Raw genomic sequence first — 26,986 nt, 5'->3', positions numbered from 1 at the left:
GGCAACATGAGCAAGCCAATCATCGCTGATAACAAGCCGATCAAAGTAGAGTTGAAAGCTGGGCAAGAATATTACTTCTGCCGATGTGGGCGTTCTAAAAATCAACCTTACTGCGATGGGGCTCATTCGGGAACCGGCTTAAAGCCAATGAGCTTTAGTGCGGAAAAAGACGAAGATGCCTATCTCTGCCAATGTAAGCATACCGCCAATGCTCCTTTTTGTGATGGTACACACAAGCGATTTACCGCAGAGCAAGTCGGTAAAGAGGGACCGGAACAAAAGCGAGAGAAAAGAGACAAACCAACGGCGTCTGCTACTCAAGAAGAACCAACCCTCGAGTTTATCCACCAATTAGCGAGAGAAGGACTCTCTAAACTCGGTCATCATGGTCCGATGGCTGCAATGGGGGTTCCTAGGCATTTGCTACCACATTGGGATGCTATACAAATCATGATGGCGCAAATGGCGACACAACCGTTGTTGGAAGACGTTCCTGTGTCTACCGAGTTGATTGTGGGACCAAACGCGCGTAAGCCGCTCAGACTCGCCATTCCTTTGTTGGTGTCGGACATGAGTTTTGGCGCACTTTCTGAAGAGGCGAAAATTGCACTAGCAAAAGGTGCAGAGTTGGCAGGGACTGGGATTTGCTCTGGTGAGGGTGGCATGTTACCGGAAGAACAAGCCGCTAATTCACGGTATTTCTATGAGCTTGCTAGTGCTCAATTTGGCTACGACGAATCTAAGCTTCTTAATGTTCAGGCGTTTCACTTTAAAGGTGGGCAAGGAGCAAAAACGGGCACGGGTGGTCATCTGCCTGCAAATAAAAATGTAGGTAAGATCTCTCAGGTGAGAGGCATCCCCGAGGGACAACCAGCGATATCACCACCAACGTTCAAAGATCTTCACACTACTCACGATTTCAGAAAGTTTGCTGACAGAGTTCGTGGCATCACAGGCGGCATTCCAATTGGATTTAAACTCAGTGCCAACCATATTGAGCAAGACATTCAGTTTGCGCTTGATGCTGGGGCTGATTACATCATCTTAGATGGTCGCGGTGGTGGCACGGGTGCGGCGCCAACTATGTTCCGTGACCATATTAGTGTGCCCACCATTCCTGCGTTAGCTCGTGCACGTAAGTACTTAGATGAAAAAGGTGCAAGTGACCGCGTCACATTAATCATCACCGGTGGGTTGCGAGTTCCTACGGATTTTGTCAAAGCGTTGGCACTTGGAGCAGACGGAGTGGCGATAGCAAACAGTGCGATGCAATCGATCGGTTGTGTCGCCGCTCGCATCTGCAACACCAATAATTGCCCGGCAGGCATTGCGACACAAAATGCCGATTTGAGGCAGCGTCTCGACGTTGAAAAGTCATCCCAGCAACTGAAAAATTTCTTCGAATCCTCGGTCGAGCTCATGCAAGTTATGGCAAGGGCGTGTGGTCATCACGCTCTGAGTGAATTTAGTCATCATGATTTAGCGACCTGGGATCACAACATGGCGAGGCTGTCTGGGATTAAGTATTCAGGTATGGACTTAAACTGATCTCTATCCATATTTTCTACATATAGGTACATGTTTGATAACAATTATTTATTCGCTGAAATGTTTGAAATTTTGACTTGGCGTTAACTAAAAAAACAGTGTATGAACTACGCTGTTTGAGGTGGATATTCGATTTATTGAATAACAAAGAGTGGTTACCACAACCACGACACGAAGGAGCATTATATGAGCAAAGCAAACGGCGGTTCGGTAGGTAAATGTCCAGTTATGCATGGTGGGCAAACATCTACAGATAAGTCGGTGATGGATTGGTGGCCGAATGCCTTGAACTTAGACATCCTGCATCAACACGACTCCAAAACCAACCCATTTGGTCAGGACTTTAATTACAAAGAAGAACTGAAAAAGCTAGATGTCGAAGCACTTAAAAAAGATTTAAAAGATTTAATGACTGATAGCCAAGACTGGTGGCCTGCCGACTGGGGACACTACGGTGGTTTAATGATCCGAATGGCATGGCATGCAGCGGGCAGTTATCGTATTGCGGATGGCCGTGGCGGTGCTGCTACAGGCAACCAACGCTTTGCTCCTCTCAACTCTTGGCCAGATAACGCCAACCTGGATAAGGCTCGACGCCTTTTATGGCCAATCAAGAAAAAATATGGCAACAAACTAAGTTGGGCAGACCTGATTGTCCTTGCCGGTAACATGGCGTACGAATCCATGGGCTTTAAGACCTTTGGCTTTGCGTTTGGACGAGAGGACATCTGGCACCCAGAAAAAGACACTTACTGGGGGTCTGAGCAAGAATGGTTAGCCACAAGTGACGCTGATAACAGCCGCTACTCTGGTGAGCGAGATTTAGAAAACCCGCTTGCTGCGGTAATGATGGGTCTTATCTATGTGAACCCTGAAGGGGTAGACGGTAACCCAGATCCTCTCAAAACAGCACATGACATGCGAGTGACCTTCGCGCGAATGGCAATGAACGATGAAGAAACCGTCGCGCTCACAGCTGGTGGTCACACGGTGGGTAAGTGTCATGGTAATGGTGATGCCGCAAACCTTGGCCCAGAGCCCGAAGCAGCAGACGTTCATGAGCAAGGTCTTGGCTGGATTAACCACAAAACACGTGGCATTGGCCGTGACGCGGTAACGAGTGGCATTGAAGGTGCTTGGACAACACACCCTACACAATGGGACTACGGATACTTCCACCTACTATTTAAGTATGACTGGGAACTGAAAAAGAGCCCAGCAGGTGCATGGCAATGGGAGCCAATCGACATTGAAGAAGAAGACAAGCCTGTCGATGTTGAAGACGGTTCTAAGCGCTACAATCCAATCATGACCGACGCCGATATGGCGCTCAAAATGGACCCTGAATATCGTAAGATTGCAGAAAAGTTCCAAAATGACCCTGCGTACTTTGATGACGTTTTTGCTCGTGCCTGGTTTAAGTTGACACACCGCGATCTAGGACCAAAATCATGTTATTTCGGCCCTGATGTGCCAAGCGAAGATCTTATTTGGCAAGACCCAACGCCCGCAGGTAAGACAGACTACGATGTCGATTTAGTGAAAACAAAAATTGAAGCAAGTGGCCTATCCATTAGTGAGTTAGTAAGTACGGCGTGGGATAGTGCGCGTACTTACCGTGGCTCTGACCGCCGAGGCGGTGCAAATGGCGCGAGAATTCGCTTGGCTCCGCAAAAAGATTGGCAAGGGAACGAACCTGAACGTCTAAGCCGTGTTCTTGCGGTGCTAGAAAAAATAGCAGCAGAAGAGGGCTGTAGTGTTGCAGACGCTATCGTGCTTGCTGGGAACGTAGGTATTGAACTGGCTGCGCGTGCCGCAGGTCATAATGTTTCCGTACCATTCGCGCCAGGCCGAGGTGATGCCACCCAAGAGATGACGGATGTGGAATCGTTCGAAGTACTTGAGCCTGTTGCTGACGGTTTCCGAAATTGGTTGAAGAAAGACTACGCGGTTAAGCCAGAAGAGCTTTTATTAGATCGTGCTCAGCTTATGGGGCTAACGGCGCCAGAAATGACGGTACTTATCGGTGGTATGCGCGTTCTAGGCAGTAACTACGGCGGTGGAAAAGAGGGCGTATTTACTGACCGAGTAGGCACTTTGTCGAATGATTTCTTCGTGAACCTTACTGACATGGCATATACGTGGAAACCAGTGAGTGCTAATCAATATGAAATCCGTGATCGTAAAACCGACGCTGTGAAGTGGACGGCTACTCGAGTGGATCTTGTCTTTGGTTCAAACTCGATCCTGCGTTCGTATGCGGAAGTGTATGCGCAAGATGATAATCAGGAAAAATTCATCCATGACTTCATCGCCGCATGGACGAAAGTCATGAACGCGGATCGTTTTGACTTGCAATAAGTGAAACGATGCCCGTCGGTAGATGGGTTGATGAATAAGTAAGAGAGGCGGGCGAAAAGCTCGCCTTTTTCTTTACCTATCTTTTTACTTTGATTGTTACTTTGATTGAAAGTTAAGCTCATTTGAACCATAATAACTGGACCATATGAACCATAGGAGCTTGATATGGCAACTGCAGCATTAAAAAGCTTCAAACCGAAACAACCTCATAAAGCCAATTTCTGGTTTATGTTGGGTATTGAAGACTCTGAAACAGGTCGCACTGATGCGGTTCACAAAGGCTTTGAGCCAAAGGTGTATCGCAATATTGTTGAGCGTGTGAAGCTTTCTCAGAGTGAGTTTCAAAACGTCACATTGATACCTGTCAGCACGGTCAAGCGTCGTCTAAAAAACGATGAACGCTTCAATACGCAAGAAAGTGATGCAATCTATCGATTAGCGATGTTATTGAAACTCGCGACAGAACTGTTTGACGACGAAGAGCGCGCGTTAAAATGGATGAGAGAGAATGTGTATGGCTTAGGTGGAAAACGTCCACTTGATATGGTCTCGACCACGGTGGATTTTGAAATCGTAAAAGATTTGATCGGCCGTTTAGAGCACGGGGTATTCTCGTAATATGAAGCTCTATCGTCTCACACAAAAGAAATTCGCTGACACGCCATTCAGCCCCGTTGGCGCAAAGTTGTTTGGAGGGCGATGGAATTCAAAAGGAACCGAAGCCCTCTACTTCTCTGAATCGGAATCCCTTTGCTCGTTGGAAGTATTTGTTCACGTAAACAACGATCCTGCTATCACCAAACTTTACGATTTATATCGTATTGAAATGCCAGAATACCTCATCGCCACCTTAGATGAAGAAGATCTCCCTGTGACGTGGCGAGCAATACCGGCGAGCGAGTCTACGCAGTACATTGGTGATCAGTTTCTCAATGATCCTCATCCAGAGTTTGCCGCGCTGCAAGTGCCTTCAACGATTTCACCTCGTGATAAAAACTACGTGGTGAATCCAAATCATCCCAAAATGAAAGAGATCATCAAGAAAGCCGAAAAGCTCGATTTCGCGTTTGATCCGCGCATTTTCAAATAGACGCCTAGCTTTGTCTTGCTTTAAAGCATTCAGCGCTTACCTGAGATAAGCGCTGAAGCATAAAAGTTTATTCCCTTGGTTATTGTCGGTCGTAAGTGAACTGTTGCGCTTCATTTGTACTGTTGTGGTAATGCCCAAGCACCAACTCAGCACCTTTGTAAGATAAATGGCTGTCATCCGTATACATCGCATTGTTTGCTCCAACTCTCATTCGACATACGCCATTTCTGCAAATGGCATCGGTCAAGTCGACAAACTCAACGTGCTCAAATTGCTCAAAGTAGTTCACTAACTTCGCCACGTTTTGAGGGTGATGTTGTTTGGGAGAAAAGTCGCAGGTAGACTCTTCTGTCTCGCCAAACAAACGCGCTTTCCAAAGGCATTCTCCTACCGCAAACGGTGCAGAAGGGGTTGGACCGAAAACGACCACTTCCTTTCCTTTCAGTTCATTCAATAATTTGGTTAATGATGCTTCATAATCGGCTTGTGAAAGCTCTTTATTGAAATTAGAAGAGATAACAACGCGACGAATGGAAGGGGTACTTAGAATGGTATCGACAGCCTCATTGAAGAACTGTCGGCAAGAAATTGAGCCAGCAGCTTCTAGGATGTCGACATAACCGACTGCACAGGAATCTTGAGTAAGTTGCACCACGCCAGTTGGTGTTACTTCAGATAGACGCTTCACGTAAACCATGCTGTGACTATTGCCTAACACAGCGATGGTGGGCTGCGGCGCAGACGAGCACACATCGTTAACGTTGGTGTTGCCGTTGCAATCTAAACCATAACCGTTGTTAACGCGCATGGCCTCGAAAAATGCGCTTCTTTCTGGAAAACCACCGTTTTGATGACCAATAACGCCGAGCGTTAGCAAGGGCAACGTCAACAACACAATAACCGCGGACACAGTGCGCATGCTCATGGCTTTTCGGCTACGGAACGGCTTTTCAATAAAGCGCCAAGTGAAGTAAGACAGTACAAAAAGAGCGATAACGTAAAGCGGGATATTGACGTCTTGTGTTGTGTCCAACACGTAGCGGTAAAAGACAAATAATGGAATGTGCCACAAGTATAAGCTGTAGCTGATTAAGCCGACGAACACGACCCACTTTAGGCTCAGTAATCTACCGCAGACATTGCCTTTAGAGGCAAACAAAATCACCAACGCGCTACCGATGACCGGCACCAGCAGCGTAATGCCCGCGCCATCTTGCGATTTTTCAAACAAAAGCGCGGAAGCCAATATCAAAACGATGCCAATGGTTGCTAGAGTATCGTTAGATTGAACTTGGACTTTTCTCATCACTAATGCGAGTAATGAACCGGTTGCCAGCTCCCAAGCGCGAGAGAAGATCATGTAAAAAGCGAAATCAGGATCGTTGCTCGCGTAGACAATAGTCATCAAACTCAGCACAAATACCGTGATAAAAAAAGTCAGGTAAAACGCGTTTTTGCCACGAGCGAGTAGCATGAGTAGCAAAGGAATGACAATGTAGTATTGTTCTTCAACGCCCAAGCTCCAAGTGTGAAACAGCGGATTGGCTTGATCTTCTAAACCGAAGTAATTGTGGCCTTTCAAATACAGAAGAATGTTGGATGAAGAGAGAATGGAAGACACTGCGAACTGACCAACGTCTTTGTGTGCTTGCGGCAAAAATAGCCACCAAGACATCAAATAGCTGACGGCGATCACCACCAGTAAGAGGGGGAGTATGCGACGAATGCGTCGCTCATAAAAATCACCAAGGCTGAACTTCTGGTTTTCTAAGTCGTTAATCACGATGGTGGTGATCAAATAGCCGCTGATCACAAAAAACACGTCGACGCCAATAAAGCCACCAGCGAATTGCTCAACTCCTGCATGAAACAAAATCACCAACGTGACAGCAATCGCCCTTAATCCGTCTACTTCTGCTCTGTAAGTCATATCGTGTTGCTCCAACATTCCGTTTAATGAAGTAGAGCAAAATATGAACCAGAAATAATGTTTATTTAAATCAGTGCCTTAAAGTGATTGTCAAAATGAAAATGCTAGGTGGGTTAACGAATTCCCAAATTGAATTTCAATATGGAAACCCCATAAAGAATGATCTTAAGAAGCGCTAAATCAAAGAACGTAAAGCGCGAGGCACTTAGACTTCATTGAAAATGATTACGCTAAAGAAACGATGACAGAGAATACGATTCAGGAAAAAATTGCCAGCTTTACTTGTATCGAAGAGGCTTTGAATTACTTCGACATCGAGTTTGATAGCCGATTTATAGAAAACAACCGAACCGAGTTGGTTAAGAGGTTTAACGGCTACTTAATCCTCACTAAACCGGATGATTGGTTTTCAGGTCGTCGTGCTTTAAAGAATGCTTACTGTAAAGTACAACGCCGTTTGCTCAGTAAAACGACGCGCTCTGCGTGCCGAGGTTGTACATCTTGTCAAAGACGTTAATTCTGGTGGCTTGCCTAAAAAGAACCCTGCATCTTGGCGTCACAGGGGGAAGAGCAAGGTTCTTTTGGGTTAGCTATTGGTTTGTCGCGAGCTGCGAATCAGCTTTACGTAGATGAATTAACCCGCGTGGTACGCAGGGTAGTCCACTAAGCCTTTTTCACCGCCGCCGAACAATGTGGCAGGGTCATGTTCTGCCAGTGGATAGCCATGCTTGATGCGGCTTGGTAAGTCTGGGTTTGCAACAAACGGACGGCCAAAGCCAATCATGTCAGCTAAACCACTTTCAATCGCGTGTTGCGCCTTTTCTGCGTTGTAACGACCGGCATAGATCAGTGTGCCTTTGTACGCCTCACGAACTGCGGTTTTAAAGTTGTGCGGAGTGTCTGGCGCGTCGTCCCAATCTACTTCTGCAATGTGAATGTAAACCACATTGAGTTTATCAAGCAGCGCTGCAGCGGCGGTGTAGGTTTCGACTGGCGTACTATCAACGGTGCCATTTAACGAAGTGAATGGCGCAAGACGAACACCAACACGCTCAGCGCCAATGGCTTGCGTCATCGCTTCTATCACTTCACCAAGAAAACGCAGACGGTTTTCAATAGAGCCACCGTATTCATCGGTGCGGTTATTCGCTTCAGAATCGATAAACTGGTTAACCAAGTAGCCATTCGCTGCATGAAGCTCGATACCATCGAATCCGGCTTCTATCGCGTTTAGTGCGGCTTGGCGGTACAATTCAATAACGTTCTTGATGTCTTGTTTGGTCATTTCACGTGGCTCAACCACGTCGACAAAGCCCGGTTCGTCTGTGCCGTTATCGACAAATACTTTCACGTTTTCTGCTTTTAGCGCAGAAGAAGAAATAGGTTGCTCACCGCCAATGTTATCAGGGTGAGTCACACGACCAACGTGCCACAATTGCGCGAAGATAGTGCCGCCTTTCTCGTGCACTGCATCAGTTACTTTTTTCCAGCCAGCAATTTGCTCTGGGCTGTAAATGCCTGGTGTCCATGCATAGCCTTGACCCATTGGCGAAATTTGTGTGCCTTCAGCAACGATTAGGCCCGCTTCAGCACGTTGAGCATAGTAGGTCGCCATCATGTCGTTAGCGATATTACCTGGTTGAGAAGCACGAGAACGCGTCATCGGAGGCATAACGATACGGTTTTTTAATGAGAGAGAGCCAAGTTGAATGGGTTGAAATAATGCGTCTGTCATAGGAAACCTCGTTATTTTTGAGTTTGGATGAGTTCGATTTGGTAACCATCGGGATCTTTAATGAACGCGATGTGAGTTTCTCCGCCTTTCATTGGACCTGGCTCGCGAGTAACGTTGCCACCAAGCGCTTTAATTTTTTCGCAAGCGGCGTAAATATCTTCAGACCCCAGTGCCATGTGTCCGAATGCGTTACCCAAGTCGTAACTGTCGGTATCCCAGTTATAAGTTAGCTCGATGGTCGCGCCATCTGGTTGATCAGTGTTACCAACAAACACCAGTGAGTAACGGTATTCTTGGTTTTCAAAACGATCCAAAACACTCATTCCCAGAACTTTTGTATAAAATTCGATAGATTTGTCTAGGTCAGCTACACGGATCATCGTGTGGAGAAACTTCATAAGTCGCCTTTTCATAACGTTGCGTAATCACTATGCAAACCATATCGCCACTCTAAATAAACTGGAAATTATCGTTAATTATTAAAATGATTATTTAGTGTTATGAAAAGCGAGGTTGCTGGCCCTGCAACATGCAAACAAAGATTACTCGCCGTTTCTTTTTAATTGTTGGCATATGCTAATTACTCTTTTGAGAAACCGAGTAACTATCATGTCCACAAACAGCTACTGTCATTACACTCACGAGTCTCATCATCAATGTGCGGTTTGTTCTTCAATTAATGTGAATCCGAACTCTTTGGCCGTGAACTACCAATACCTAGCCGATGGCTCTGTTGTCGGAGAGTTTCACGTTTTACCGCGTCATCAAGGTTACACAGACCTGTTGCATGGTGGTATTGCCAGTTCGCTTCTCGATGGTGCAATGACGCATTGTTTGTTATCTAGAGACATTCAAGCCCTTACGGCGCAGTTGGATGTGCGCTACCATGCACCTATTCAGTTAGATGATCGAGTCACGATTACTGCACTCTGTGAAGGTGAACGACGCGGTATATATCAACTGGTGGCTCAATTGCGGGTCGAAAGCGAAGTTAGAGTGACGGCTAAAGGGAAGTTTATTCGTCCTAAAAAGGCATAAATAAAAACGTGTTCTACGGAGAGGCAATGAAGAAATTTGATGAGCTGTATGCAATTGCGACGAGAAAATCTCAATATGACCAAACCAATACTTGGTTTAAAGGCGTAGAGACTTATCTGGAGGCCATTGGCAAAGAAGTTGATGAAGTCCGCGAAGAGATTCGCGAGGATCGCCTTTGTCATTTGGAAGACGAGTTAGGCGATGTGTTGTGGAACTACCTTAACGTATTAAAAGCGCTGGAAAGAGAAAAGGGTATAGATCCTGAGAAAGTACTCGAAAGAGCCTGCACTAAATACGAGCAGCGTGTATCTGCGATTGAATCGGGACGCAGTTGGGATGAGATAAAACAGCAGCAGAAACAAGCCTTGAACGCGGAACATGAAGCCGCGCAGTTAGAAGATGTAAAGAGCCAATAACTGCGCTTGGTATTGAAAGGATAGGTTAATAGGGAATACCTAGTCAGCCCTTGGAGCTGTTGACCAACAGTAGGTCACAAGGTGGTTGATCAAGTAACGTGTCTACAGTGCTGCCAGACCAAAATTGAGATGACATGCTTCGTTTACATGCCCCCATAATCAAAATCGCTGCTTGTGATTGCTTAACTGCTTTTGGTAACGCCGTTTCAGGGTTTCCTTCTGGCAGCAGTAGTGGTACTCGAGTTAACCTTTGCGCACTAATAAAATCTGTAATGCCTGCTTTTTGGTTGCTTAATATCTCTGCACGATAGCGAGAGAGGTATGGCGCGACGTATCGGCAGTAAACGAGCGTCATTTTCCCGCTTAAGGTTTGTTCTAATTTTGAGCCTCGCGAGACGATGGCTTTATCTACTATCGACTTTTCATCCCCTCGATGAAGTGGGTCGATTGCACAAAGCATGTTGGCGTGAGAAGGCCATGAACGCTCACTCAGTAGCAACAAGTCGCAATCTTGTTGTGCTAGTTCTGTGAGCATCGTTTGAATCTCGTGTTTGTTAAAGTGTCCCACGAGCAGTAAGTCAGTGTGGTCAACAAGTCGTTTCGCAACTTGCTCAACCCAATGACTCCCTTTGAAATGCTCGTAAGAGAGCGTTGGCGTTTCAAGCTCTTCTTCTTCACAAAGTTCGACAATTAATGCGTTGAACTTTAAGGTCCAAGCTTCAAACTCAGCTTGTCTTTTTTCTATATGGTCAGAGTTGAAACTGAGAAAATGAGCGAATGCGTGATCTTCACTTCGGCGATGGTCTTCCACTAAAACCACAATAGGCTGAGCCAACGCTGTCGAAAATTGAATCACTTTACGAAGCACCTTACGACTTGGTAAGGCGGCCTGCTGAGTCAGAAAAAATACAGGTGCCATTGATTACTCCATTATCAAACAAGGCGAATGAGCCTGACACACATTCAAGTCTATACCATGAACTGATGCAGAGGCGTTTTGTTTCTGCGAGCGAAATATAAATTCCGCAATTAAGTCAACTATCGCCTAGAATTTTAACATCAAGAATTCATGCCTTCGGATAGCACATATCGTCAATGCGGCGAATGTGGTAGTGAAAGCTATAGGTAAAAGTAATGATAGATTCCAACCAATTGCAAATTAACCGCAAAGTGCCACATTTGCTTGCTGAGATCATTAAAGCGATAGAATCGACCGAAGACTTGAGCTTTTTGAAAGACTATCAAGAAGCACAGATTGCGAACATTTTGGAATCGGTCAACATTGCTTACCGTAAGCGTGTCATAGAAGCAGTGCCGCCAGAGAAGTACTGGACGGTATTAAATTTGCTGCGATACGACACCGCCAAGCACATTCATCAATCACTCAACAAAGAGCTGCAACATGAACGCTTAGCGTACATCACGGATTCGGAACTGATCATCTTTGCAGACTTTCTACCGACCGAGTTTGTGGATGAGTACCTTATCGACCAAAGTGAAGAGTCGGTCGCGCATATCCAACAAGCATTGTCGTATGAAGACAACAAAGTTGGACGTTATGCCGAGCCTCACTTTCTGGTCGCAAACCCTAAAAACAGCGTAGGAGGCATCAAAACCGAGCTGCTAAAACGTGGGCAAAGTCCAGTGCGGTTGATTATTGTGCGTGATGCAAGTGGTGTGATTGGTACGATAGAGCCGCAAACCCTGTTGCTGCACGAAAATCATATCAAACTTACCGACTTGACCGTAGTTACGCCAATTCTAGAAGATATTCAAACGATTCAAAGCGTCAGCAAACAAGTCTCGATTGATGGTGGAGCACATTGGTTTCCTATCATGGCTGGTGGCAAAATTATGGGCGTCTTGTCGATGGCGACCATCGCGATTACGTTGCGCGAACTCAGCCTACAAGCTGTAGTGGCAGAAAACGTACGAAGCGAAGAAGATTTGTTCACACCATTAAGCGTGGCGACAAGGTTAAGAGCACTTTGGCTAGTGATTAACTTGCTGACCGCTTTTGTTGCCTCTGCCATCATTGGTATTTTTGATAATGTGGTCGAGCAAGTCGTTGCGCTTGCTATCTTAATGCCTGTTGTGGCGAGTATGGGCGGCATCGCAGGTAGCCAAACCTTAGCGGTGGCCATTCGGGGTATCGCATTGAACCACTTGCACCAAAGTAACTTGAAGCTATTGGTGAATAAGGAATTAAAAATCGCCACCATTAATGGTTTAATTATGGGATTGGTGATCGCGGGTGTCGTTTACATGGTGTTTGACTCTTGGCCATTGGCACTTATTATTTGCTGTGCCATTTTCCTCAATAGTTTGGCGGCCGCGGCATCGGGTACGTTGATACCATTCACGTTGAAGAAGTTTAACATTGACCCCGCCGTGGCTGGCTCGGTAGTATTGACGACCGTTACCGACGTCGTCGGTTTCTTTGCGTTCTTAGGCTTAGGTGCCATTTTCTTGATATAGATATCCAATTGACGCGTTAACCAGCAGGACCAATCGCACCATTTCCCAACCCAGTATTTTGGGCGAGCTTGTTTCGCTCAGCATTCCTCCGTTTTCCATAACCGATGAACACGTCGTTTCGGTTCTTACTTTGTATATCTCTTCACTGCCCAGTTCTATTCCCCAAATTTCCCACTACCGATCTCGCTTAACGCTGGCGTGCCAAATGCCAATTTCAAACGCCAGATGATGCCCATTTTCTTGGCTGTACACGCATTACTTCACTCAAACAAAAAATAAGGAAAAGATTTTGAATAAACTTATCGTATTCTCTGGTGGTCCCGGTGCAGGGAAAACTTCGGTAATCGAACAGCTAAAAACACAAGGTTTTATCTGCGCGCCAGAAACCGGCCGTCAAATAATACAAGCGCAGGTTGCCAATCACGGTTCAGCATTACCTTGGAATGACAAACAAGCTTTTCGAGACGAAATGATGAAGGCAGAAGTGAGCAATTACCGAGCTTTCAATGTCCACCAAGGGAATGTGTTTTTTGATCGCAGTATTGTGGACGTATATGGCTACAGTAAGTTGGAACAACTGCCAATCTCGCATGAGCTCATCACGCATTGCCAGACGCTTCGTTATCATTCTCAAGTATTCATTTTTCCACCGTGGACGTCGATATTCAGCAACGACGAAGAGCGAAAGCAAGATTTTTCTGAAGCGGTGGCTACGTATCAACAGATGGTCAACGCTTATCACAAATTTGGTTATCAATTGATCGAAGTGCCCAAAATGTCAGTCGAAGACAGAGTAGCGTTTATTCTCGGCTCAGTCATCGAACAAGGCTGAAAGATGATTGATGCAAACAAATGCGTAAGGCGATTGTGAGCACGACAACAATATGCGTAAAGGGAGTTATTTATACTGGATAAAATTCAATAACTTAATTGAGTGTTATGTCTTTTAAATATCTTACCTTATTGCTCGCAACGACGAGCATGAGCAGCTTTGCTGATGTAGGCCTGCCTTCGGGGGATGATTGGTTAAACCATGTGACGAATGGCCTAGCCCCATATTGGATGATGGAAAGCGCGCATGGACAACCTGCGGGGAATTTTCCGACTTTTCGTTGTGATAACGGTGTCATTCTCGACCCACAAAAGCCGTGTGGAGAATTAAACAAAGGGTGGATTAGCCCGCACTTCGATCGCGAATACACCCGCATGAAATCGCGCCAAACTTACGCTTATGGCGTGCTTTTTCATCTTACGGGTGACAAGCAAGCATTAGAGCTGGCAAAGAAAGGGGCTTATTACCTGATTGATCATCTACAAGATGAGAAAAACGGCGGCTTTGTGAGCTTTACGCGTAGTGGGAAACCGGGGATGGAGTGGCAACAACGAACTTCTCAAGACCAAGCTTACGCCTTGGTGGGTTTGGCGATGTACTACTACTTGACTCAAGATCCAAAGGTCGAACAAGCGCTCATCGACCAGCAAGCGTTTATATTTAAACAATACCGACGAAGCGATGATCGCGGTCTGGCTTGGGTTTTGAAAGACGGTGATGGGGAAAGTGCGAAGCAGCAAGAGCTAGTCGCTCAACTTGACCAGATCAATGGCTATCTGTTGTTAACGGCGCCACTTTTACCAGCGCCAGCGCAAGCCAAGTGGAAGCAAGATCTGCAATGGCTGACGAAAGTGATGCTAGATAACTACCATTCCGTCAAAGAGCAGCGCTTTTATGGCGCGATACACCACAAAGCGGTAATGATGCCAGATGCGAAACACAATGATTTTGGACACACCATCAAAGCGTATTGGATGACGTATCTCACTGGTCAGTTGTTGGAAAATTCCAATTGGACAGAGTTTGGTTTCAAAGGAATGAAACACACGCTTAAGCAAGCGCAATATCAGCAAAACTTTGAGCAAGTCAAAGCACTTTTCTCACCAGAATGGCAGAGTAAATGGGCACAAGAGAGCATTCCTGCTTGGCAATCAAGACCATACAAGCACTATAGCTCGTCTTGGGAATGGGCAGAACTCGATCAAGCGGCGATGACAGTTTCTCTTGTCGATGGTTCGATGAAAGAAACGCTTCAATACACGTTACCCACTTTTATGGACGTATGGGTGGATCATCAATATGGAGGAGTCGGTCTGAGTCCTAAATCAACCAAAGCGTTCCATTGGGGAAATGGTTACCACCAGTTTGAACATGCGTTGGTCGGGTATTTGTACGCGCAACAAATGGCAAAACAGCCCGCCAAGCTTTACTACGCGCGACCAGCAGAGAATAAAATGCCACTTAATCCGTATTACTTTAGCGCAGACGTAAAATCGTTGTCGTCACAAAGTGATGGAGTCGCCACCGCGACATTCACCAATATTCGACCTTAGGTTGGTCGATGGTGATGTGTTAGTTAAAGTCCGCGTAAAAGCCAATAAAGTCCTCCGATAGCAAGGATGACTATTAGCTATCTAGGTCTGTCACTAGATAAGCTTCAAGCAGTAATTGTGTAGGTAATGACCCCTGGGCGCTTATAAAAAGCCGTCAGAACCACTGGTTTTGACGGCTTTTTATTTTATGACAGGTAGAGGATTCAATTTTCAGCGCGATAGGTCCATGAAAACTTAAGTGAGATTCCAATCACGTCGCATAGTCTCACTAGTGTCATTGGAAATAAATGAATTGTTTCTGATACATAGAACGTATTAACATGGTTGCACTGGGCCCATATGAGTAAACTTATTGAATATACAATTTGAGAGAGAGGGTTTAGTTTTAAAAAATAACAGTTAGTTGGAATCTAGGTTAAATGAAAATAAAACTATTTAAAAAGCTACAAGTTGTATTTCTTGTGGTGTTGTTTCTCTAGGTTGTCCAAGCGGAAGCATGATCTAAAACGCTTATTTTATTCAAATAAATGGAAGGAAATGAAAGTGGAATTAAAAAATAACTATTCAGAATCAGAAATAAACCAGCCACCATCGGTACTTCTTGTTACGTCGATGTTGTGTCTGGCGTCCGTTTGTTGGGCTGCATTGCTGTTGGCCATTGAATATATTGTTGGGATAGAAATGAGTGGTACAGGCTTTCTTAGCACGTTAATCCCAGCCATGAGTGTTGGTTATTACTTCGGCTACAAGACTGGAGATGTAATGCCATCAAAAACAAGATGGTATGCTGTTTTACTGTGGACTTTAGCAAGTTTGGTAGTGTTCTCTATTATCTTAATGTCGTTAAATATTTCTCCGTTTTATTTATTATCTGAGCTCGGTGGGGTAAGTATTTTTATTGCTATCATAATGCTAATAACGATTGGCATCGCCTACTTAATTTTAAAAAGTGGTGAGAAAATGGCGATTAGAGTGTTACTCAAAGCCAAGGAAAGTCAGTAGATAAAATACAACAAACGATTCAATTAGGATCATGACAAGACGCCAGCCATAATGTGCTGGCGTTTTAGTTTCCTGTTTGTAGGATTTTTTGTCTAAAAGGCAAACCCATTTATTGTGTTGTAGTTTGAGTTAATGGTTTATGCCTTGTGCGCAAGATAGCTTAGCAGGTTTATGTATCGAGAAACGTGTGTATAATTCGCCACGAATTACGATTTATAGATATGAAAGGTAAGTATGGCAGTCCTCGAAATTCTCTCAATTCCTGATCCAAGGCTTAAAGTAAAAGCAGAAAAAGTCACTGATGTATCGACAATACAAACGTTGATCGACGATATGCTAGAAACACTTTACGCAACGGGCAATGGTATCGGTTTAGCTTCAACCCAAGTGGGCAGAAAAGAGGCGGTTGTTGTCATCGATATCTCTGACGAACGCAATGATCCTTTAATCTTAGTCAATCCAGAAGTGGTGAGCGGAGAAAACAAAGCACTTGGTCAAGAGGGATGCCTCTCTGTTCCTGAGTACTACGCAGATGTAGAGCGTTACACGTCAGTTGTTGTTTCTGCACTAGACCGTGATGGCAACCCGATTACAATCGAGAGCGATGAGTTCTTGGCGATTGTGATGCAGCACGAAATTGATCACCTATCTGGTAACTTGTTCATTGATTACCTTTCACCGCTGAAGCAAAAAATGGCGATGAAAAAAGTGAAGAAGTACGTAAAAGCGAAAGCTAAGTAATATGAGAGGAAGTAACCCTCCATGTCGAGTTACTTCCTTTTAAATCAAGAATAGGAAGGTAGGGAGAGCGGTTCATCTCTGTTTTTGGGGGACATAACGCTTTACGACCTTCATAAGCTTCTGAAATGAAGAACAGTCCATATGTGACTCATGAGGGCAGGTGGCAACATGGTTTAGGCTGTCTCGCACCGCTTTCAAACGTTTTATTTGCTCATCAATCTCAAGTGCCTTTTTCGTTAGTAAGTCACGATCGATATATGGCTTTGAAACTTCTGATTGATTCAACATTTCTGCCATTTCGTTAAGCGATATTCCAGCGATACGCCCCAAACTAATTAAATTGAGTGTATTGAGTACCTTTGGTGAATATTGGCGTCTCAATCCATTCCTTCCTATCGAGCGAATTAACCCCAGCTGTTCGTAGTACCTGAGCGTTGAAGTCGGCAATCCTGATTTTCTAACCACTTCTGCAATATCCATATTATTCCCCATTGACTTCAAGTTGGCTTTAAGTTGTAGCATGCAACTAAGACCTTAACAAATCAAAAACTTGAGGAGAGAAAAATGCTGCTTTTAATGGGATTGCAAGCGGTGCTAATAGGGATTGGTGCCACTTTGATAATGGATTTATGGGCATGGTTACAAAGGAGAGTGTTTGGTATTCCTTCATTAAACTATGCGTTGGTTGCGCGCTGGGTTTTGTACATGCCCCAAGGAAAGTTTATGCATGCGCCAATTATGGCGTCAGAGGCGATGCCGGGAGAAAAGTCACTGGGCTGGTTTTTTCATTATGCCATCGGCGTTACTTTCGCTTTGGCTCACGTTACTGTTTTTGGTCATCATTGGTTGGTAGAGCCCAGTCTAATGCCCAGCTTAATTACAGGCGTGGTAACGTTGATCTTCCCATTTTTGGTCATTCAACCTTGTCTAGGATTTGGTTTTGCTGCGAGTAAAACCCCAACACCTTGGAAAGCCCGTTTTCTTAGCACATTGGCACATTTGGGTTATGGTTTGGGTTTATTCATAGCCGGGTTTGCAATCAAAGTTACGAGCCAGTATTTTGCATAGAGAACATGAGCATCATGCAAACGAGTGGTTTTTATCTATGATGCTCAACTCTTGGTTGTTTTTTGCGCTTTGATCATAGTTGACCGATATGTCTAAAGTCTGTTGCATTTATCCAAGACGTAAAGTCGGCGGACATTTAACATTGCCTTAACGTCAGAATGGCAAGCGGTTTACCAAGAAAAACTAAAATTATCTGGTTTGACATAAAGAATATTAAGGGTTTCAGATGGCTTCAAAAGTGGCAGGGATATCAATACTGAGTTTATTGGCAGCGCCAGTTGCGATGGGAGAAACAGCCAGTGCTTATGATTTATGTTTGCTAGACAAAATAAAGCAAAGCAAAGGTGAGGAAACCATAAAGAGCATTCGCGTGCAGTGTGAGCTTGACACAGTAACCAGCACAGTGCCCGCAGATCCAGAAATTGAAGAGCCTGAAGAACTTCAGGAAAGCTTGGTCGACAAGCGTTTGGAATCAGAACGAGAAAACGCGTTCGAACCGTTTAGCCTAGTCGCGCATCGCGTTAACTATATTCTTCCGTTTACGTACAGTGATCGAGTAAATAAACGCGCGTATGCCGACACCAAATACGGCGATGAACTGCGTAAGGAAGAGGCGGAGTTCCAAATCAGTTTTAAAGTACCAATGAACTATGATGACTTGTTGTTTGATGGCGATGGTCTGTTTTTTGGAATGACTCTTAAATCATTTTGGCAGGTATACACGGGTGCAGCATCTCGTCCATTCCGTGAAACCAATTATCGTCCAGAGCTTTTTTACTACACCCCAACTGACTGGAAACCACTTGATGGTTCGACTTGGTTAGGTTTTGGTATTGAACATGAGTCTAACGGTCAGAGACAGGAGCTATCGCGCAGTTGGAACCGTGTCTATGCCAACTTAACCTTTGCAAAAGACAATTTTGCGGTTTCTATCCAGCCTTGGTGGCGTATACCTGAAGATGAAAAGACATCGCCTAATGATCCCAAAGGTGATGATAACCCGGATATCGAAGACTATATGGGACACTTTGAGCTATCGAGTGCTTACAAGTGGAATGGTTACGAGTTTACCTTTTTAGGTCGCCAGAACTTTCAAACACATAAGGGTTTTGCAGAACTGGGTGTGTCATTTCCGATTTGGGGCAAAGTTCAGGGGTACGCACAATACTCAGCGGGTTATGGTAAGAGCTTGATCGACTATGATCATAATCAGCAGCGGATTGGTGTTGGTATTGCAATCAACGGTGTTTTGTAGTTTTTCGTAGATGGATAGAAATTAACACTGGCAATTGAAATTTCAATATTTAGAATGCGAGGCTGAAATTGATTTCTAACCTAGAGTGATTTTATGCTTCGTGATTACACCTTCGATTGTCTTGTAACTATGCCTCGCCATGAGCTGGAAGAGTTTAGTGCTCGTATGATCAGTAAAATGGTGCCAGAAGACGTGATGAATGAGCTGTTCACTTTTGATCAAGAAGAAGTGGATAGTGAAGACCGCATGTTGTCTGCACGTCTTGATGCAATGCTACGCATGACAGCAATCGCACTGAGTGAAATTCAACAAGCGTTTGATGACTCAGACAACGCAAAGCAAAATAGCGAGCGAATGACGCGATTGGTGCTTTGGCATTTCTACGCGATCTCATTCCGTTTGGAAGAGGTCATCACGCTAGAAACACACTGTGCTCTAGTGGAAAAACTAATCGAAAATGCACCTTCGGATGTTTTTGCGTGGGTAAAAACATTGACGGAGCTGCTGCACACTTACGCTGAAATCAACGCGAAAGAGAATCCTCAAGACTAAACACCTGTCGTTTATCGTTCAGTAAATTAGAAACAAGGCGAGCCATTTGGATCGCCTTGTTTTTTCGCGTTAGATAAACCTTCGGGTTTGAAATACCAAACAAGCCTAGACTCAGATTTGTTCGTTCACTAGCGAACGGCGTGATTCCTTCTTACACTAAATCAAGGTGTTTGTTGCTAAACAAGCAAATGCATGACTAAGTCGTGTATTGTTTTCCACTTAAATGCGGATAATTTATGTCGAAGAACCTTCTGGTTTTTAAATTGGAACCGACTATTGAGCGTGTACGCTTTCCAGCTGAGCTTCATCTATCTAAAGGAAGTGAACGATGGATCCGTTAACGCAAGGTTTATTGGGTGCAGCTTTGCCACTGGCCGTGAGCAACAAGCGAAACCTTGCAGTTGTTGGCGTGTTGGGCGTGGTCTCTGGGATGGCTCCGGATTTAGATGTGCTCATCCGTTCTTCAACTGATCCTTTGCTGTATTTGGAATACCATCGCCAATTTACTCACTCGCTCTTGTTTATCCCGTTTGGTAGTTTCATTTGTGCTTTGGTGTTGTATCCATTGTTCGCAAAAAAGCGAGGACTAAGCTTCCGGCAGAGTTGGTTTTACTGCGCGCTTGGTTATAGTACCCATGCGTTATTAGACGCATGCACCAGTTATGGAACACAGCTTCTATGGCCGATAAGCAACACGCGTTATGCTTGGAACACTATTTCGGTAATCGACCCCGCGTTCACACTCCCTATTTTAATATTGCTTTTGTTTGTTGCACTGAAGCGAAGCCCAAACTATGCCCGCATTGCATTTTTATGGTGCCTGGCTTACCTAAGTCTTGGAATGATCCAGCGAGATAGAGCAGAAGTAGCTGGTTGGGAAATCGTCAAAGAGCGACAACACAACGCTATACAATTAAAAGCCAAACCAAGTTTCAGCAATCTTTTGGTTTGGAAACTAATTTATGAAACGGAAGAGAGCTACTATGTAGATGCCGTAAGGGTGGGGCGTTCAATAAAAATTTACCCTGGCGTATCAACTCCAAAGTTAAATATAAAAGAGCAATTTCCGTGGCTAAACCCGCAATCGCAACAAGCAAGAGACATCGAACGTTTCCGTTGGTTTTCAAACGGTTTTGTAGCGACGGATCCGAATAATGAAATGCGAATTGTTGATATGCGTTATTCCATCGTACCAAACCAAATTAATGCGTTATGGGGCATCAATCTATCCCCAAAAGCCAGCGCAGGCGCGCACGTTGAATACACTGCTCATCGAGGAAGTACTGCAGAAGATCGCCAAGTTTTTTTCAACATGCTTACGGATTTTGAGTGATGGTTTTACTTTGGATGTCGATGCGGTTTCGTAATAACTATTACGCAGACTGAAAGTCCTTTACTAGGGTCGGCTTGCTAGCGAAGAAAATCTTGCCAAACAGGGACTTGTACTTCCAGCCAAGAGACAAAAGCCGTTTAGCTAAGTTCTTGTTTTCAATGATTGCAACCTCAACACCTTGGTAGTGGTAAGGATTGCTTTTGATGTAGTCGATAAATGCAGTAAGCACGCCTTGCCCGCGAACGGAGGGTGCAAAGTTGACTGCTACAATAGAAAAGCGTTGGCTACCTGCTGGGCAACGGACTAAACAGTGCCCAAGAGGATGAGTAATAGTCTCAGAAAATTCAGGAAAAGGGCGAGACTCAAGCTCTTGAGAAAGCGCATCGTATCGCTGACATAGATAAGAAAATAGTTGTTTCGCTTCGCTGTTCATATCGGTGCCGCTTTTGTGTTGCTTGGTTTGAAGGCATTGATGTCTCAAACATTGTAACCATAGATAGCAACACAAAACGCGGTAAACTTTTTCAGTACTGATTTCCTATTTTTGAAACCTGAATTGTTACAAATGAAGTTGATTGGGTTTTATATGGTAGTTGTGAACGAGTGTTTCTAGTTGAAGGGAGAATACGCTGGTTACTGGATTCTTACTGGAATTCCTTTGTTAAAAGGCGAGCTGCTTGGTTTAATGCCGCTCGTTTAACTGCGAGTGGCATCTTTTGTATTTCGTCACCTTGTACAGCGACGATGGGACATGATGTGGGATCTTCTATCCTAGCTCTTCATGGTCTAAATTATCTCATTAACCACTCAGAGCTAGATTCTTAGTCTCGCCAAGGCTCGCTGGACTGACACAAAAACATCGTTAAACTCCTGTTATTAAATTATTTGGTCCGCCTTTGTTTACTTTTGAACGCTTAACTAGGCGTTACTCCAAGTGCTTAAATTGCAATGCCACAAGTCGCTGATACAACTCACAGCTTTGCATTAATGATTGGTGGTTACCAACATCGACTAACTCGCCATTGTCGAGCACCGCAATTTTATCCGCATGTTGGATAGTCGAAAGACGATGAGCAATAATCAGCGTTGTGCGTCCTTTCATTAGAGCTTCAAGTGCTTGTTGAACGTGATGTTCACTTTCACTATCAAGGGCGCTGGTAGCTTCGTCTAGCAGTAAGATTTTTGGATCTTTTAGAATCGCGCGAGCAATCGCAATACGCTGCTTTTGTCCGCCCGATAGCCTAACGCCGCGCTCCCCTAAAAAGCTGTGATAGCCTTCGGGAAGCTTCTCAATAAACTCATGGGCATGGGCTTTTTTCGCGGCTTCGATAACTTGTTCATCCGTCGCTTCAGGATTACCGTAGCGAATATTATGGAAAACATCATGGCTAAACAGCGCTGGTTGTTGTGGTACGAGCGCCATTTGACGTCGAAGTTCGTTTGGGTCGAACTGTCGAATATCTTCACCACCAAACAACACTTGCCCTTGCTGTGGGTCATAAAATCGTTGCAGCAGTTCGAATAGTGTTGTTTTACCTGCACCAGAAGGGCCGACTAACGCCAGTACTTTTCCTTGTTCAGCGGTTAGATTTAATTCTTTGATTGCTGGTTGATTTGGGCGAGAAGGGTAGTTGAAACTCACCGAATTAAAGTTAATCTCAGCAGGCATGTCGGAACGGACAGGCAAATGGTTGCTTGGCGCTTTAATATCACTGTCTACTTGAAGGATCTCAATCAGCCGTTCGGTAGCACCTGCGGCTCTTTGCAATTCACCCATGACTTCGGAAATGGTTGCAGTCGATGAGGCAACCATAATGGCATAAAACACAAATGCGGCTAGGTCACCCGCAGACATTTTTCCGTGAATCACATCGCTGCCGCCTACCCAAAGCATGCCTGCAATCGCGCTGAACACAATCACAATAACGCCTGATATCAGGATCGCTCGCTGCTTTACTCTCTGTCTACCTATTTCATAAGCTTTTTCCACCTCGACAGCGAAAGCCGCTCGTTCATGCGACTCTGAGCTAAAACTTTGCACGGTTTTAATATGTTCTATCGCTTCTCCAGCGTAGCTTCCGACATCGGCCATTGAATCCTGACTTTTGCGAGAGAGCGCACGCACGCGTCGTCCATAAAACAAAATTGGTACCAAAACCAAAGGCACAGAAGCAAGCACAATCAGCGTGAGCTTAACGTTAGTGGCAAACAACATTATGATGGCCCCAAAGCACATCAAAGCGCTACGCATCGCCATTGAGAACGATGAACCGATAATGCTTTGCAGCAATGTGGTATCGGTAGTCAGGCGCGACATAATGTCGCCACTACTGTTGGTCTCAAAATAGCTCGGATGCAGCGTAATCACATGGTTAAACACCGCAAGGCGAATATCCGCACTAACGCGCTCACCTACGGAAGAGACAAGGTAAAAGCGAAAGAAAGTCCCAATGGCAATACACAATGTTACACCGACAATAAACTGAATCGCATTGGTAAGCTCTTGCAGTGATTGCTGAGCAAAGCCTTGGTCGATAAGAATACGTACTCCATAGCCAACGGATAACGTCAAACTTGCTGTCGCGACAAGGGCAACCAAGGCCGCCGCAACCCGCCATTTATAGGGTGCAATAAAGGTGTTGAGTTTAAGAAGAATGCTGAGATTTTTGTTATTTTTTCTGCTCATGAGTGACTCACAAAGCGTTTTAGGTACCTGGCATAGTAAGCCAGTTTGGTTGGTGAGACCAGCGAACTACCGCTTTCGGATTAGGAAATTCACTGGGATAACCAATATCGCATGTATATCGAAAATCACTTAAACGTCGAAGAGACTAGAATCAGCTTTTAGTTCGGAGGGGGTTACGCACGGCTTTTGGCGAGTAGCAGGTCGACTTTTCCTTTGGCTGTTTTACTAACTGTTTGCATCAACTGAAAACTTGGTTTTTCGACGCCTGAGTTTTCTATCCCTTCGACCATTAAGAGCCAAAGCTTGGCTGTCATTTGCGCATCGGCTAGTGCACGGTGGAAAACACCGTCGTTGTCGATATTTTTATAGCGAACAAGTTCACCTAGCTTATGTGATGGGGCTTCTTGAATGAGCCGTCTTGCTACCAGTAAGGAGCAAGCAAACTCACCCGAATAACCACAGTTGATTCGTTCAAGCTCTGCATCTAAAAATCGTTTATCGAAGGACGCGTTGTGAGCGATAAGGTTCTCGCCAGCAATGAACTCACTAAATGACGCTATTACCTCTTCGCAGCTTGGTGCCGATCGCAACATATTGTTGGTAATGCCGGTGTAGTTCTCAATGAAAGAACTCACTCTGAAACCGGGATTCATGAGTTGCTGAAAACTATCGACAACCTCGCCATTGACTAACTTTACTGCACCAATTTCTATTGCGCGATCACCTAAAGTAGGAGAGAGACCTGTGGTTTCAAAGTCGAGTACGACCACAGAGTTTGCTTGAGGCATAAAATTTTCCAGCTGAGTAATATTGTGCAAGAGTATTATCGAAAGCGACAGAAAAAGAAAGGCGAACACAATGGTGAATATCTGTCTATCTTTACTCCACAAAGTCAGTGTTCGTCGTCCACTGTTTATGGACAGGTACGTTCTGGCTTACCCATCGCGGCTTGTGCGGTAGCCTTATATTTCAAATGTTTTTCGGCTTTTCGATTCATTTCAATTAAGCATTAACTTTCGATACAACATACTGATTATAAATTGATTTTATAAATCAACTTCGGCATCATTCACGGCTTGATTTTGAGGATGAATATCATCACAGCAAAAAATTAGAACAACTTATAATGCGAGGCTAGGGAACGATGGAAACAATAAGAAATCACTATTTAGATATACCTGAAGAAAGAAAATTGCGTATTTTTCGTGAAGAAGATGAAAATTTTTACAGCTTCTGGGAAAGGATGCTTGATGAAAAACAATTTTTTTATAAGCAACCTCTTAAAAGAATGAAAGGCGATGCTTGGGATTCGCTTGAGGCATTCTTCACTGCTTCAAAATATGGACAACATCAGGCCTCGCCAGATTACATAAAAAGGGCGCTTGAGTTACTGAATAACGTGTATTTGCTGGCCAATCATTCAGACCAAGTGGTTGAATTCTCCGTTGGGCACCGACACTTTTCGGAAGTGGGTAACCGTTCTGTTGCAGAAGGAACAATGGATGGATGGTTGGATGAAATCTGTTTAGCGATGGCCGCGAGAGATTGGCGCTGCGTAGAGCTGATGACCATCATGGATGAGTCATTAGTGCGTTTAAAAGATCCTTTTGATGTTGCACTGGTCGAGTTCGTTAAAGGTGTATTTAGTAATTCATCAGCGCTACCTGCGTTATTGCAAACTGTGATGGAGAAATCCTCCCCGCAATATTTAGAATCAACCAGAGTGCCATATGTACATTCTTTGTTTATTCCTTTTGTGAATGTGTTTGTTGCCATTATCGATGGCGATGAGTCACATTATCAAGAAGCATTGAGAGATGCGTTAGAGGCGCATTACCAGTTCTACATGAATGAAGATGTTCGCTATTCGCCAAAAGGAAATGTTTCTCTGAAACTGACTGGTCTTGCTGCATTGGCATACGATAAGTATGGCTGGACAATTCCAGAAACCGCATATTTGCCAAAGTGGCTCGTTTACGGTGAGCATGATCTCTGTTCTAAATAAATCATTAATGGAACACCTTATGTAGTGTCTGCGGCAATGCCGTTCGATGAAAGGTTGGCGCAGCTGCCGGCTCTGTTTGAGCGAACAAAACAGATCTACAAGATCATTGATGAGTTCCCATCTTTGGCGGTAAGACCAACCCAACCGAAAGCAAACATGTTGCACCTAATCCTACCTTTCAGCTGTGAAAAGTTGAAAGAACTCCAACACACGTTTGCCATGGAAAAGGGCATTTGATTTGGTAACCCGCAAGTCACGGCACATCCAAATCAATCGATTGTTGAATGGTATATTGGTGACTACCTGCTCAATCTTGGTGATGACGAATTAAGGTCGTTTTTCAATCAGTTACTCGGTAAGAAGGCATAAACTTATCAATATGCGAGCTTACTAACACGCCATACGCGACACTTCATGTATTCTTAATTGAAGCGAAGAAGAGGATTTATCAATGTCAAAAAGCTCCAAACTTCACAATGAAGACAAACTGGTTAAGAAGGCACTAGAGATTGGTGGGAAGATGGCGAAGCTACAAGGCTTTGACCTTCCTCAGTCACCACAACCTCTAAGAGTAAAAGCGATTTACCTATTCTTGGTTGATGCCAAACAGATCACCCCATTACCGGAAAGCAAGCTAGACGGCGCAAGCATCAAACACCGACTGGCAGTCTGGATACACAGTGCATTGCCAGACAACGACCCTCTAAAGTAGAAAACCTCATAAGTCATATAGGTCATTAATTAACTAGGCGAGCCAAATGGTTCGCCTTGTTTGATATTGGCGAGTGCACCGAGGTCTTTTGGCGTGGCGGTATCATTGATTTACAAAACAGAATCAAAATGACTAAAGATAAATCCCGAGAAGCGCTACAATGCAGGCGTTGCGAGAGTGCAACCAAGATTACTCATTTACAGAAGCCTTGAAGTAACCATACATGTCTAAAGATTTCGAATTCACTACAGAATACACACTCGACAAACCTTTCTTTGCTGAATGTTATGATCAAACTAGCCAGCCAACGAAGTTCCCACAAGCGTACCTAAAAGGGATGCTGTTTCTTATCTTTGGTGTGGTTTTATTGGAGTTTGAACTGCTACCAAACGGTTATGTCGGTTGGTTCTTTATCGTATTGAGTGTGATTGAAGCGTGCAGCGTTTACTTCAAAAGAACTTGGTGGCTGTGGCGTCAAACCATCAGCTCAAGTCGCGGCAGTAAAGTGGTGTTTGAAGTGAATGCAGATGGCGTACGCTACAAAAGCGGTAAAGTTGACCGCAGCCTCGCTTGGAATGATATCGACCAACTCGAACAAACTGATTTGGGCTTTATCCTTCACCTTGGTAAACAACGCCAATACATCAGCAA

Annotated in this window: 27 protein-coding genes and 1 pseudogene; 20 read left to right on the top strand and 8 right to left on the bottom strand. The window is 44.5% G+C overall.

Annotated elements, in window-relative coordinates; genetic code table 11:
• Positions 1–6: 6 nt before the first annotated feature.
• The 4 genes from R7093_RS14170 to R7093_RS14155 all read left to right on the top strand — a co-directional run bounded on the left by R7093_RS14170 (position 7) and on the right by R7093_RS14155 (position 4,999).
• Positions 7–1,548 (top strand): glutamate synthase-related protein, encoded by a 1,542-nt coding sequence (locus tag R7093_RS14170; protein ID WP_047101447.1) that lies wholly within the window; start codon positions 7–9, stop codon positions 1,546–1,548.
• Between the two features lie 186 nt (positions 1,549–1,734).
• Positions 1,735–3,909, top strand: coding sequence for a catalase/peroxidase HPI (gene katG, locus R7093_RS14165; RefSeq protein WP_047101448.1), 2,175 nt, complete (start codon positions 1,735–1,737; stop codon positions 3,907–3,909).
• Between the two features lie 165 nt (positions 3,910–4,074).
• Entirely contained in the window at positions 4,075–4,527 is a 453-nt protein-coding gene (locus R7093_RS14160; RefSeq protein WP_047101449.1) for an antitoxin Xre/MbcA/ParS toxin-binding domain-containing protein, read from the top strand.
• 1 nt (position 4,528) lies between these two features.
• Positions 4,529–4,999 carry an RES family NAD+ phosphorylase gene (locus R7093_RS14155; protein ID WP_005376497.1) on the top strand — a complete coding sequence of 157 codons (471 nt, stop codon included), beginning with the start codon at positions 4,529–4,531 and terminating at the stop codon, positions 4,997–4,999.
• A 79-nt stretch (positions 5,000–5,078) separates the two neighbouring features.
• Here the strand turns inward: R7093_RS14155 and R7093_RS14150 are convergent, their stop codons facing one another.
• The gene (locus tag R7093_RS14150) at positions 5,079–6,929 is read right to left on the bottom strand and encodes an acyltransferase family protein (protein WP_047101455.1); all 1,851 of its coding nucleotides are present in this window, start codon (positions 6,927–6,929) and stop codon (positions 5,079–5,081) included.
• A gap of 241 nt (positions 6,930–7,170) precedes the next feature.
• Here R7093_RS14150 and R7093_RS14145 point away from each other — a divergent pair, with 241 nt between their 5' ends.
• A complete protein-coding gene (locus R7093_RS14145) occupies positions 7,171–7,446 on the top strand; it encodes a nitrogenase-stabilizing/protective protein NifW (protein WP_047101457.1) in 276 nt (91 codons plus the stop codon).
• A 117-nt stretch (positions 7,447–7,563) separates the two neighbouring features.
• Here the strand turns inward: R7093_RS14145 and R7093_RS14140 are convergent, their stop codons facing one another.
• Together R7093_RS14140 and gloA are read right to left on the bottom strand one after the other, a co-directional pair.
• A complete protein-coding gene (locus R7093_RS14140; RefSeq protein WP_047101459.1) occupies positions 7,564–8,664 on the bottom strand; it encodes an alkene reductase in 1,101 nt (366 codons plus the stop codon).
• An 11-nt stretch (positions 8,665–8,675) separates the two neighbouring features.
• A complete protein-coding gene (gloA, locus tag R7093_RS14135) occupies positions 8,676–9,062 on the bottom strand; it encodes a lactoylglutathione lyase (RefSeq protein WP_017635331.1) in 387 nt (128 codons plus the stop codon).
• A 211-nt stretch (positions 9,063–9,273) separates the two neighbouring features.
• Between gloA and R7093_RS14130 the strand changes: the two genes are divergently transcribed.
• A complete protein-coding gene (locus tag R7093_RS14130; RefSeq protein WP_170893197.1) occupies positions 9,274–9,702 on the top strand; it encodes a PaaI family thioesterase in 429 nt (142 codons plus the stop codon).
• Between the two features lie 26 nt (positions 9,703–9,728).
• A complete protein-coding gene (locus R7093_RS14125) occupies positions 9,729–10,118 on the top strand; it encodes a MazG nucleotide pyrophosphohydrolase domain-containing protein (protein ID WP_047101463.1) in 390 nt (129 codons plus the stop codon).
• A gap of 43 nt (positions 10,119–10,161) precedes the next feature.
• Here R7093_RS14125 and R7093_RS14120 read toward each other — a convergent pair whose 3' ends face one another.
• Complete coding sequence (locus R7093_RS14120) at positions 10,162–11,037, bottom strand: universal stress protein (RefSeq protein WP_047101465.1); 876 nt, start codon at positions 11,035–11,037, stop codon at positions 10,162–10,164.
• Between the two features lie 215 nt (positions 11,038–11,252).
• Between R7093_RS14120 and R7093_RS14115 the strand changes: the two genes are divergently transcribed.
• The 5 genes from R7093_RS14115 (at position 11,253) to def (ending at position 16,724) form a co-directional block, all read left to right on the top strand.
• Positions 11,253–12,596: a magnesium transporter gene (locus R7093_RS14115; RefSeq protein ID WP_170890121.1), complete on the top strand. Its 1,344-nt coding sequence runs from the start codon at positions 11,253–11,255 to the stop codon at positions 12,594–12,596.
• A gap of 289 nt (positions 12,597–12,885) precedes the next feature.
• A complete protein-coding gene (locus R7093_RS14110) occupies positions 12,886–13,428 on the top strand; it encodes an AAA family ATPase (protein WP_318146705.1) in 543 nt (180 codons plus the stop codon).
• A gap of 107 nt (positions 13,429–13,535) precedes the next feature.
• On the top strand, positions 13,536–14,981 hold the full coding sequence (locus R7093_RS14105) for an AGE family epimerase/isomerase (RefSeq protein ID WP_085569062.1): 1,446 nt from the start codon (positions 13,536–13,538) through the stop codon (positions 14,979–14,981).
• A gap of 537 nt (positions 14,982–15,518) precedes the next feature.
• Complete coding sequence (locus R7093_RS14100) at positions 15,519–15,983, top strand: ABZJ_00895 family protein (protein ID WP_318146704.1); 465 nt, start codon at positions 15,519–15,521, stop codon at positions 15,981–15,983.
• 234 nt (positions 15,984–16,217) lie between these two features.
• Complete coding sequence (def, locus tag R7093_RS14095) at positions 16,218–16,724, top strand: peptide deformylase (protein ID WP_047101472.1); 507 nt, start codon at positions 16,218–16,220, stop codon at positions 16,722–16,724.
• 72 nt (positions 16,725–16,796) lie between these two features.
• Here the strand turns inward: def and R7093_RS14090 are convergent, their stop codons facing one another.
• On the bottom strand, positions 16,797–17,204 hold the full coding sequence (locus tag R7093_RS14090) for a helix-turn-helix domain-containing protein (RefSeq protein WP_047101535.1): 408 nt from the start codon (positions 17,202–17,204) through the stop codon (positions 16,797–16,799).
• Between the two features lie 84 nt (positions 17,205–17,288).
• Between R7093_RS14090 and R7093_RS14085 the strand changes: the two genes are divergently transcribed.
• The 4 genes from R7093_RS14085 to R7093_RS14070 all read left to right on the top strand — a co-directional run bounded on the left by R7093_RS14085 (position 17,289) and on the right by R7093_RS14070 (position 20,932).
• Complete coding sequence (locus tag R7093_RS14085; RefSeq protein WP_047101474.1) at positions 17,289–17,792, top strand: DUF2938 domain-containing protein; 504 nt, start codon at positions 17,289–17,291, stop codon at positions 17,790–17,792.
• Between the two features lie 226 nt (positions 17,793–18,018).
• Positions 18,019–19,047 carry a phospholipase A gene (locus tag R7093_RS14080; protein WP_047101475.1) on the top strand — a complete coding sequence of 343 codons (1,029 nt, stop codon included), beginning with the start codon at positions 18,019–18,021 and terminating at the stop codon, positions 19,045–19,047.
• A 93-nt stretch (positions 19,048–19,140) separates the two neighbouring features.
• The gene (locus R7093_RS14075) at positions 19,141–19,599 is read left to right on the top strand and encodes a hypothetical protein (RefSeq protein WP_047101477.1); all 459 of its coding nucleotides are present in this window, start codon (positions 19,141–19,143) and stop codon (positions 19,597–19,599) included.
• 328 nt (positions 19,600–19,927) lie between these two features.
• Positions 19,928–20,932 carry a metal-dependent hydrolase gene (locus R7093_RS14070; protein WP_047101480.1) on the top strand — a complete coding sequence of 335 codons (1,005 nt, stop codon included), beginning with the start codon at positions 19,928–19,930 and terminating at the stop codon, positions 20,930–20,932.
• A 40-nt stretch (positions 20,933–20,972) separates the two neighbouring features.
• Here the strand turns inward: R7093_RS14070 and R7093_RS14065 are convergent, their stop codons facing one another.
• From R7093_RS14065 to R7093_RS14055, 3 genes are all read right to left on the bottom strand, one after another.
• Positions 20,973–21,365, bottom strand: coding sequence for a hypothetical protein (locus R7093_RS14065; protein ID WP_005376463.1), 393 nt, complete (start codon positions 21,363–21,365; stop codon positions 20,973–20,975).
• A 492-nt stretch (positions 21,366–21,857) separates the two neighbouring features.
• Positions 21,858–23,618, bottom strand: a complete 1,761-nt coding sequence (locus R7093_RS14060; protein ID WP_047101481.1) for an ABC transporter ATP-binding protein/permease — start codon at positions 23,616–23,618, stop codon at positions 21,858–21,860.
• Positions 23,619–23,791: 173 nt separating this feature from the next.
• Positions 23,792–24,406, bottom strand: coding sequence for a PolC-type DNA polymerase III (locus R7093_RS14055; protein WP_047101483.1), 615 nt, complete (start codon positions 24,404–24,406; stop codon positions 23,792–23,794).
• A 356-nt stretch (positions 24,407–24,762) separates the two neighbouring features.
• Here R7093_RS14055 and R7093_RS14050 point away from each other — a divergent pair, with 356 nt between their 5' ends.
• From R7093_RS14050 to R7093_RS14035, 4 genes and pseudogenes are all read left to right on the top strand, one after another.
• Complete coding sequence (locus tag R7093_RS14050) at positions 24,763–25,623, top strand: immunity 49 family protein (protein ID WP_047101486.1); 861 nt, start codon at positions 24,763–24,765, stop codon at positions 25,621–25,623.
• Between the two features lie 12 nt (positions 25,624–25,635).
• Positions 25,636–25,992: pseudogene (locus tag R7093_RS14045) on the top strand (threonine aldolase); the annotation flags it as partial.
• Positions 25,993–26,074: 82 nt separating this feature from the next.
• A complete protein-coding gene (locus R7093_RS14040; RefSeq protein WP_005376453.1) occupies positions 26,075–26,335 on the top strand; it encodes a DUF5062 family protein in 261 nt (86 codons plus the stop codon).
• 223 nt (positions 26,336–26,558) lie between these two features.
• The coding region (locus tag R7093_RS14035) for a YcxB family protein (protein WP_318072026.1) at positions 26,559–26,986 on the top strand (428 nt) is incomplete at its 3' end.

The organism is Vibrio sp. 1580 (assembly GCF_033340055.1).
Note: the sequence above shows the minus strand (reverse complement) of the source record. Positions and strands in the feature narration are given on the sequence as shown.

Coding starts and splice junctions, on each gene's coding strand:
- R7093_RS14170 (WP_047101447.1), top strand. CDS start 7: ATGAGCAAGCCAATCATCGCTGATAACAAGCCGATCAAAGTAGAGTTG.
- katG (WP_047101448.1), top strand. CDS start 1,735: ATGAGCAAAGCAAACGGCGGTTCGGTAGGTAAATGTCCAGTTATGCAT.
- R7093_RS14160 (WP_047101449.1), top strand. CDS start 4,075: ATGGCAACTGCAGCATTAAAAAGCTTCAAACCGAAACAACCTCATAAA.
- R7093_RS14155 (WP_005376497.1), top strand. CDS start 4,529: ATGAAGCTCTATCGTCTCACACAAAAGAAATTCGCTGACACGCCATTC.
- R7093_RS14150 (WP_047101455.1), bottom strand. CDS start 6,929: ATGACTTACAGAGCAGAAGTAGACGGATTAAGGGCGATTGCTGTCACG.
- R7093_RS14145 (WP_047101457.1), top strand. CDS start 7,171: ATGACAGAGAATACGATTCAGGAAAAAATTGCCAGCTTTACTTGTATC.
- R7093_RS14140 (WP_047101459.1), bottom strand. CDS start 8,664: ATGACAGACGCATTATTTCAACCCATTCAACTTGGCTCTCTCTCATTA.
- gloA (WP_017635331.1), bottom strand. CDS start 9,062: ATGAAGTTTCTCCACACGATGATCCGTGTAGCTGACCTAGACAAATCT.
- R7093_RS14130 (WP_170893197.1), top strand. CDS start 9,274: ATGTCCACAAACAGCTACTGTCATTACACTCACGAGTCTCATCATCAA.
- R7093_RS14125 (WP_047101463.1), top strand. CDS start 9,729: ATGAAGAAATTTGATGAGCTGTATGCAATTGCGACGAGAAAATCTCAA.
- R7093_RS14120 (WP_047101465.1), bottom strand. CDS start 11,037: ATGGCACCTGTATTTTTTCTGACTCAGCAGGCCGCCTTACCAAGTCGT.
- R7093_RS14115 (WP_170890121.1), top strand. CDS start 11,253: ATGATAGATTCCAACCAATTGCAAATTAACCGCAAAGTGCCACATTTG.
- R7093_RS14105 (WP_085569062.1), top strand. CDS start 13,536: ATGTCTTTTAAATATCTTACCTTATTGCTCGCAACGACGAGCATGAGC.
- R7093_RS14100 (WP_318146704.1), top strand. CDS start 15,519: ATGAAAGTGGAATTAAAAAATAACTATTCAGAATCAGAAATAAACCAG.
- def (WP_047101472.1), top strand. CDS start 16,218: ATGGCAGTCCTCGAAATTCTCTCAATTCCTGATCCAAGGCTTAAAGTA.
- R7093_RS14090 (WP_047101535.1), bottom strand. CDS start 17,204: ATGGATATTGCAGAAGTGGTTAGAAAATCAGGATTGCCGACTTCAACG.
- R7093_RS14085 (WP_047101474.1), top strand. CDS start 17,289: ATGCTGCTTTTAATGGGATTGCAAGCGGTGCTAATAGGGATTGGTGCC.
- R7093_RS14080 (WP_047101475.1), top strand. CDS start 18,019: ATGGCTTCAAAAGTGGCAGGGATATCAATACTGAGTTTATTGGCAGCG.
- R7093_RS14075 (WP_047101477.1), top strand. CDS start 19,141: ATGCTTCGTGATTACACCTTCGATTGTCTTGTAACTATGCCTCGCCAT.
- R7093_RS14070 (WP_047101480.1), top strand. CDS start 19,928: ATGGATCCGTTAACGCAAGGTTTATTGGGTGCAGCTTTGCCACTGGCC.
- R7093_RS14065 (WP_005376463.1), bottom strand. CDS start 21,365: ATGAACAGCGAAGCGAAACAACTATTTTCTTATCTATGTCAGCGATAC.
- R7093_RS14060 (WP_047101481.1), bottom strand. CDS start 23,618: ATGAGCAGAAAAAATAACAAAAATCTCAGCATTCTTCTTAAACTCAAC.
- R7093_RS14055 (WP_047101483.1), bottom strand. CDS start 24,406: ATGCCTCAAGCAAACTCTGTGGTCGTACTCGACTTTGAAACCACAGGT.
- R7093_RS14050 (WP_047101486.1), top strand. CDS start 24,763: ATGGAAACAATAAGAAATCACTATTTAGATATACCTGAAGAAAGAAAA.
- R7093_RS14040 (WP_005376453.1), top strand. CDS start 26,075: ATGTCAAAAAGCTCCAAACTTCACAATGAAGACAAACTGGTTAAGAAG.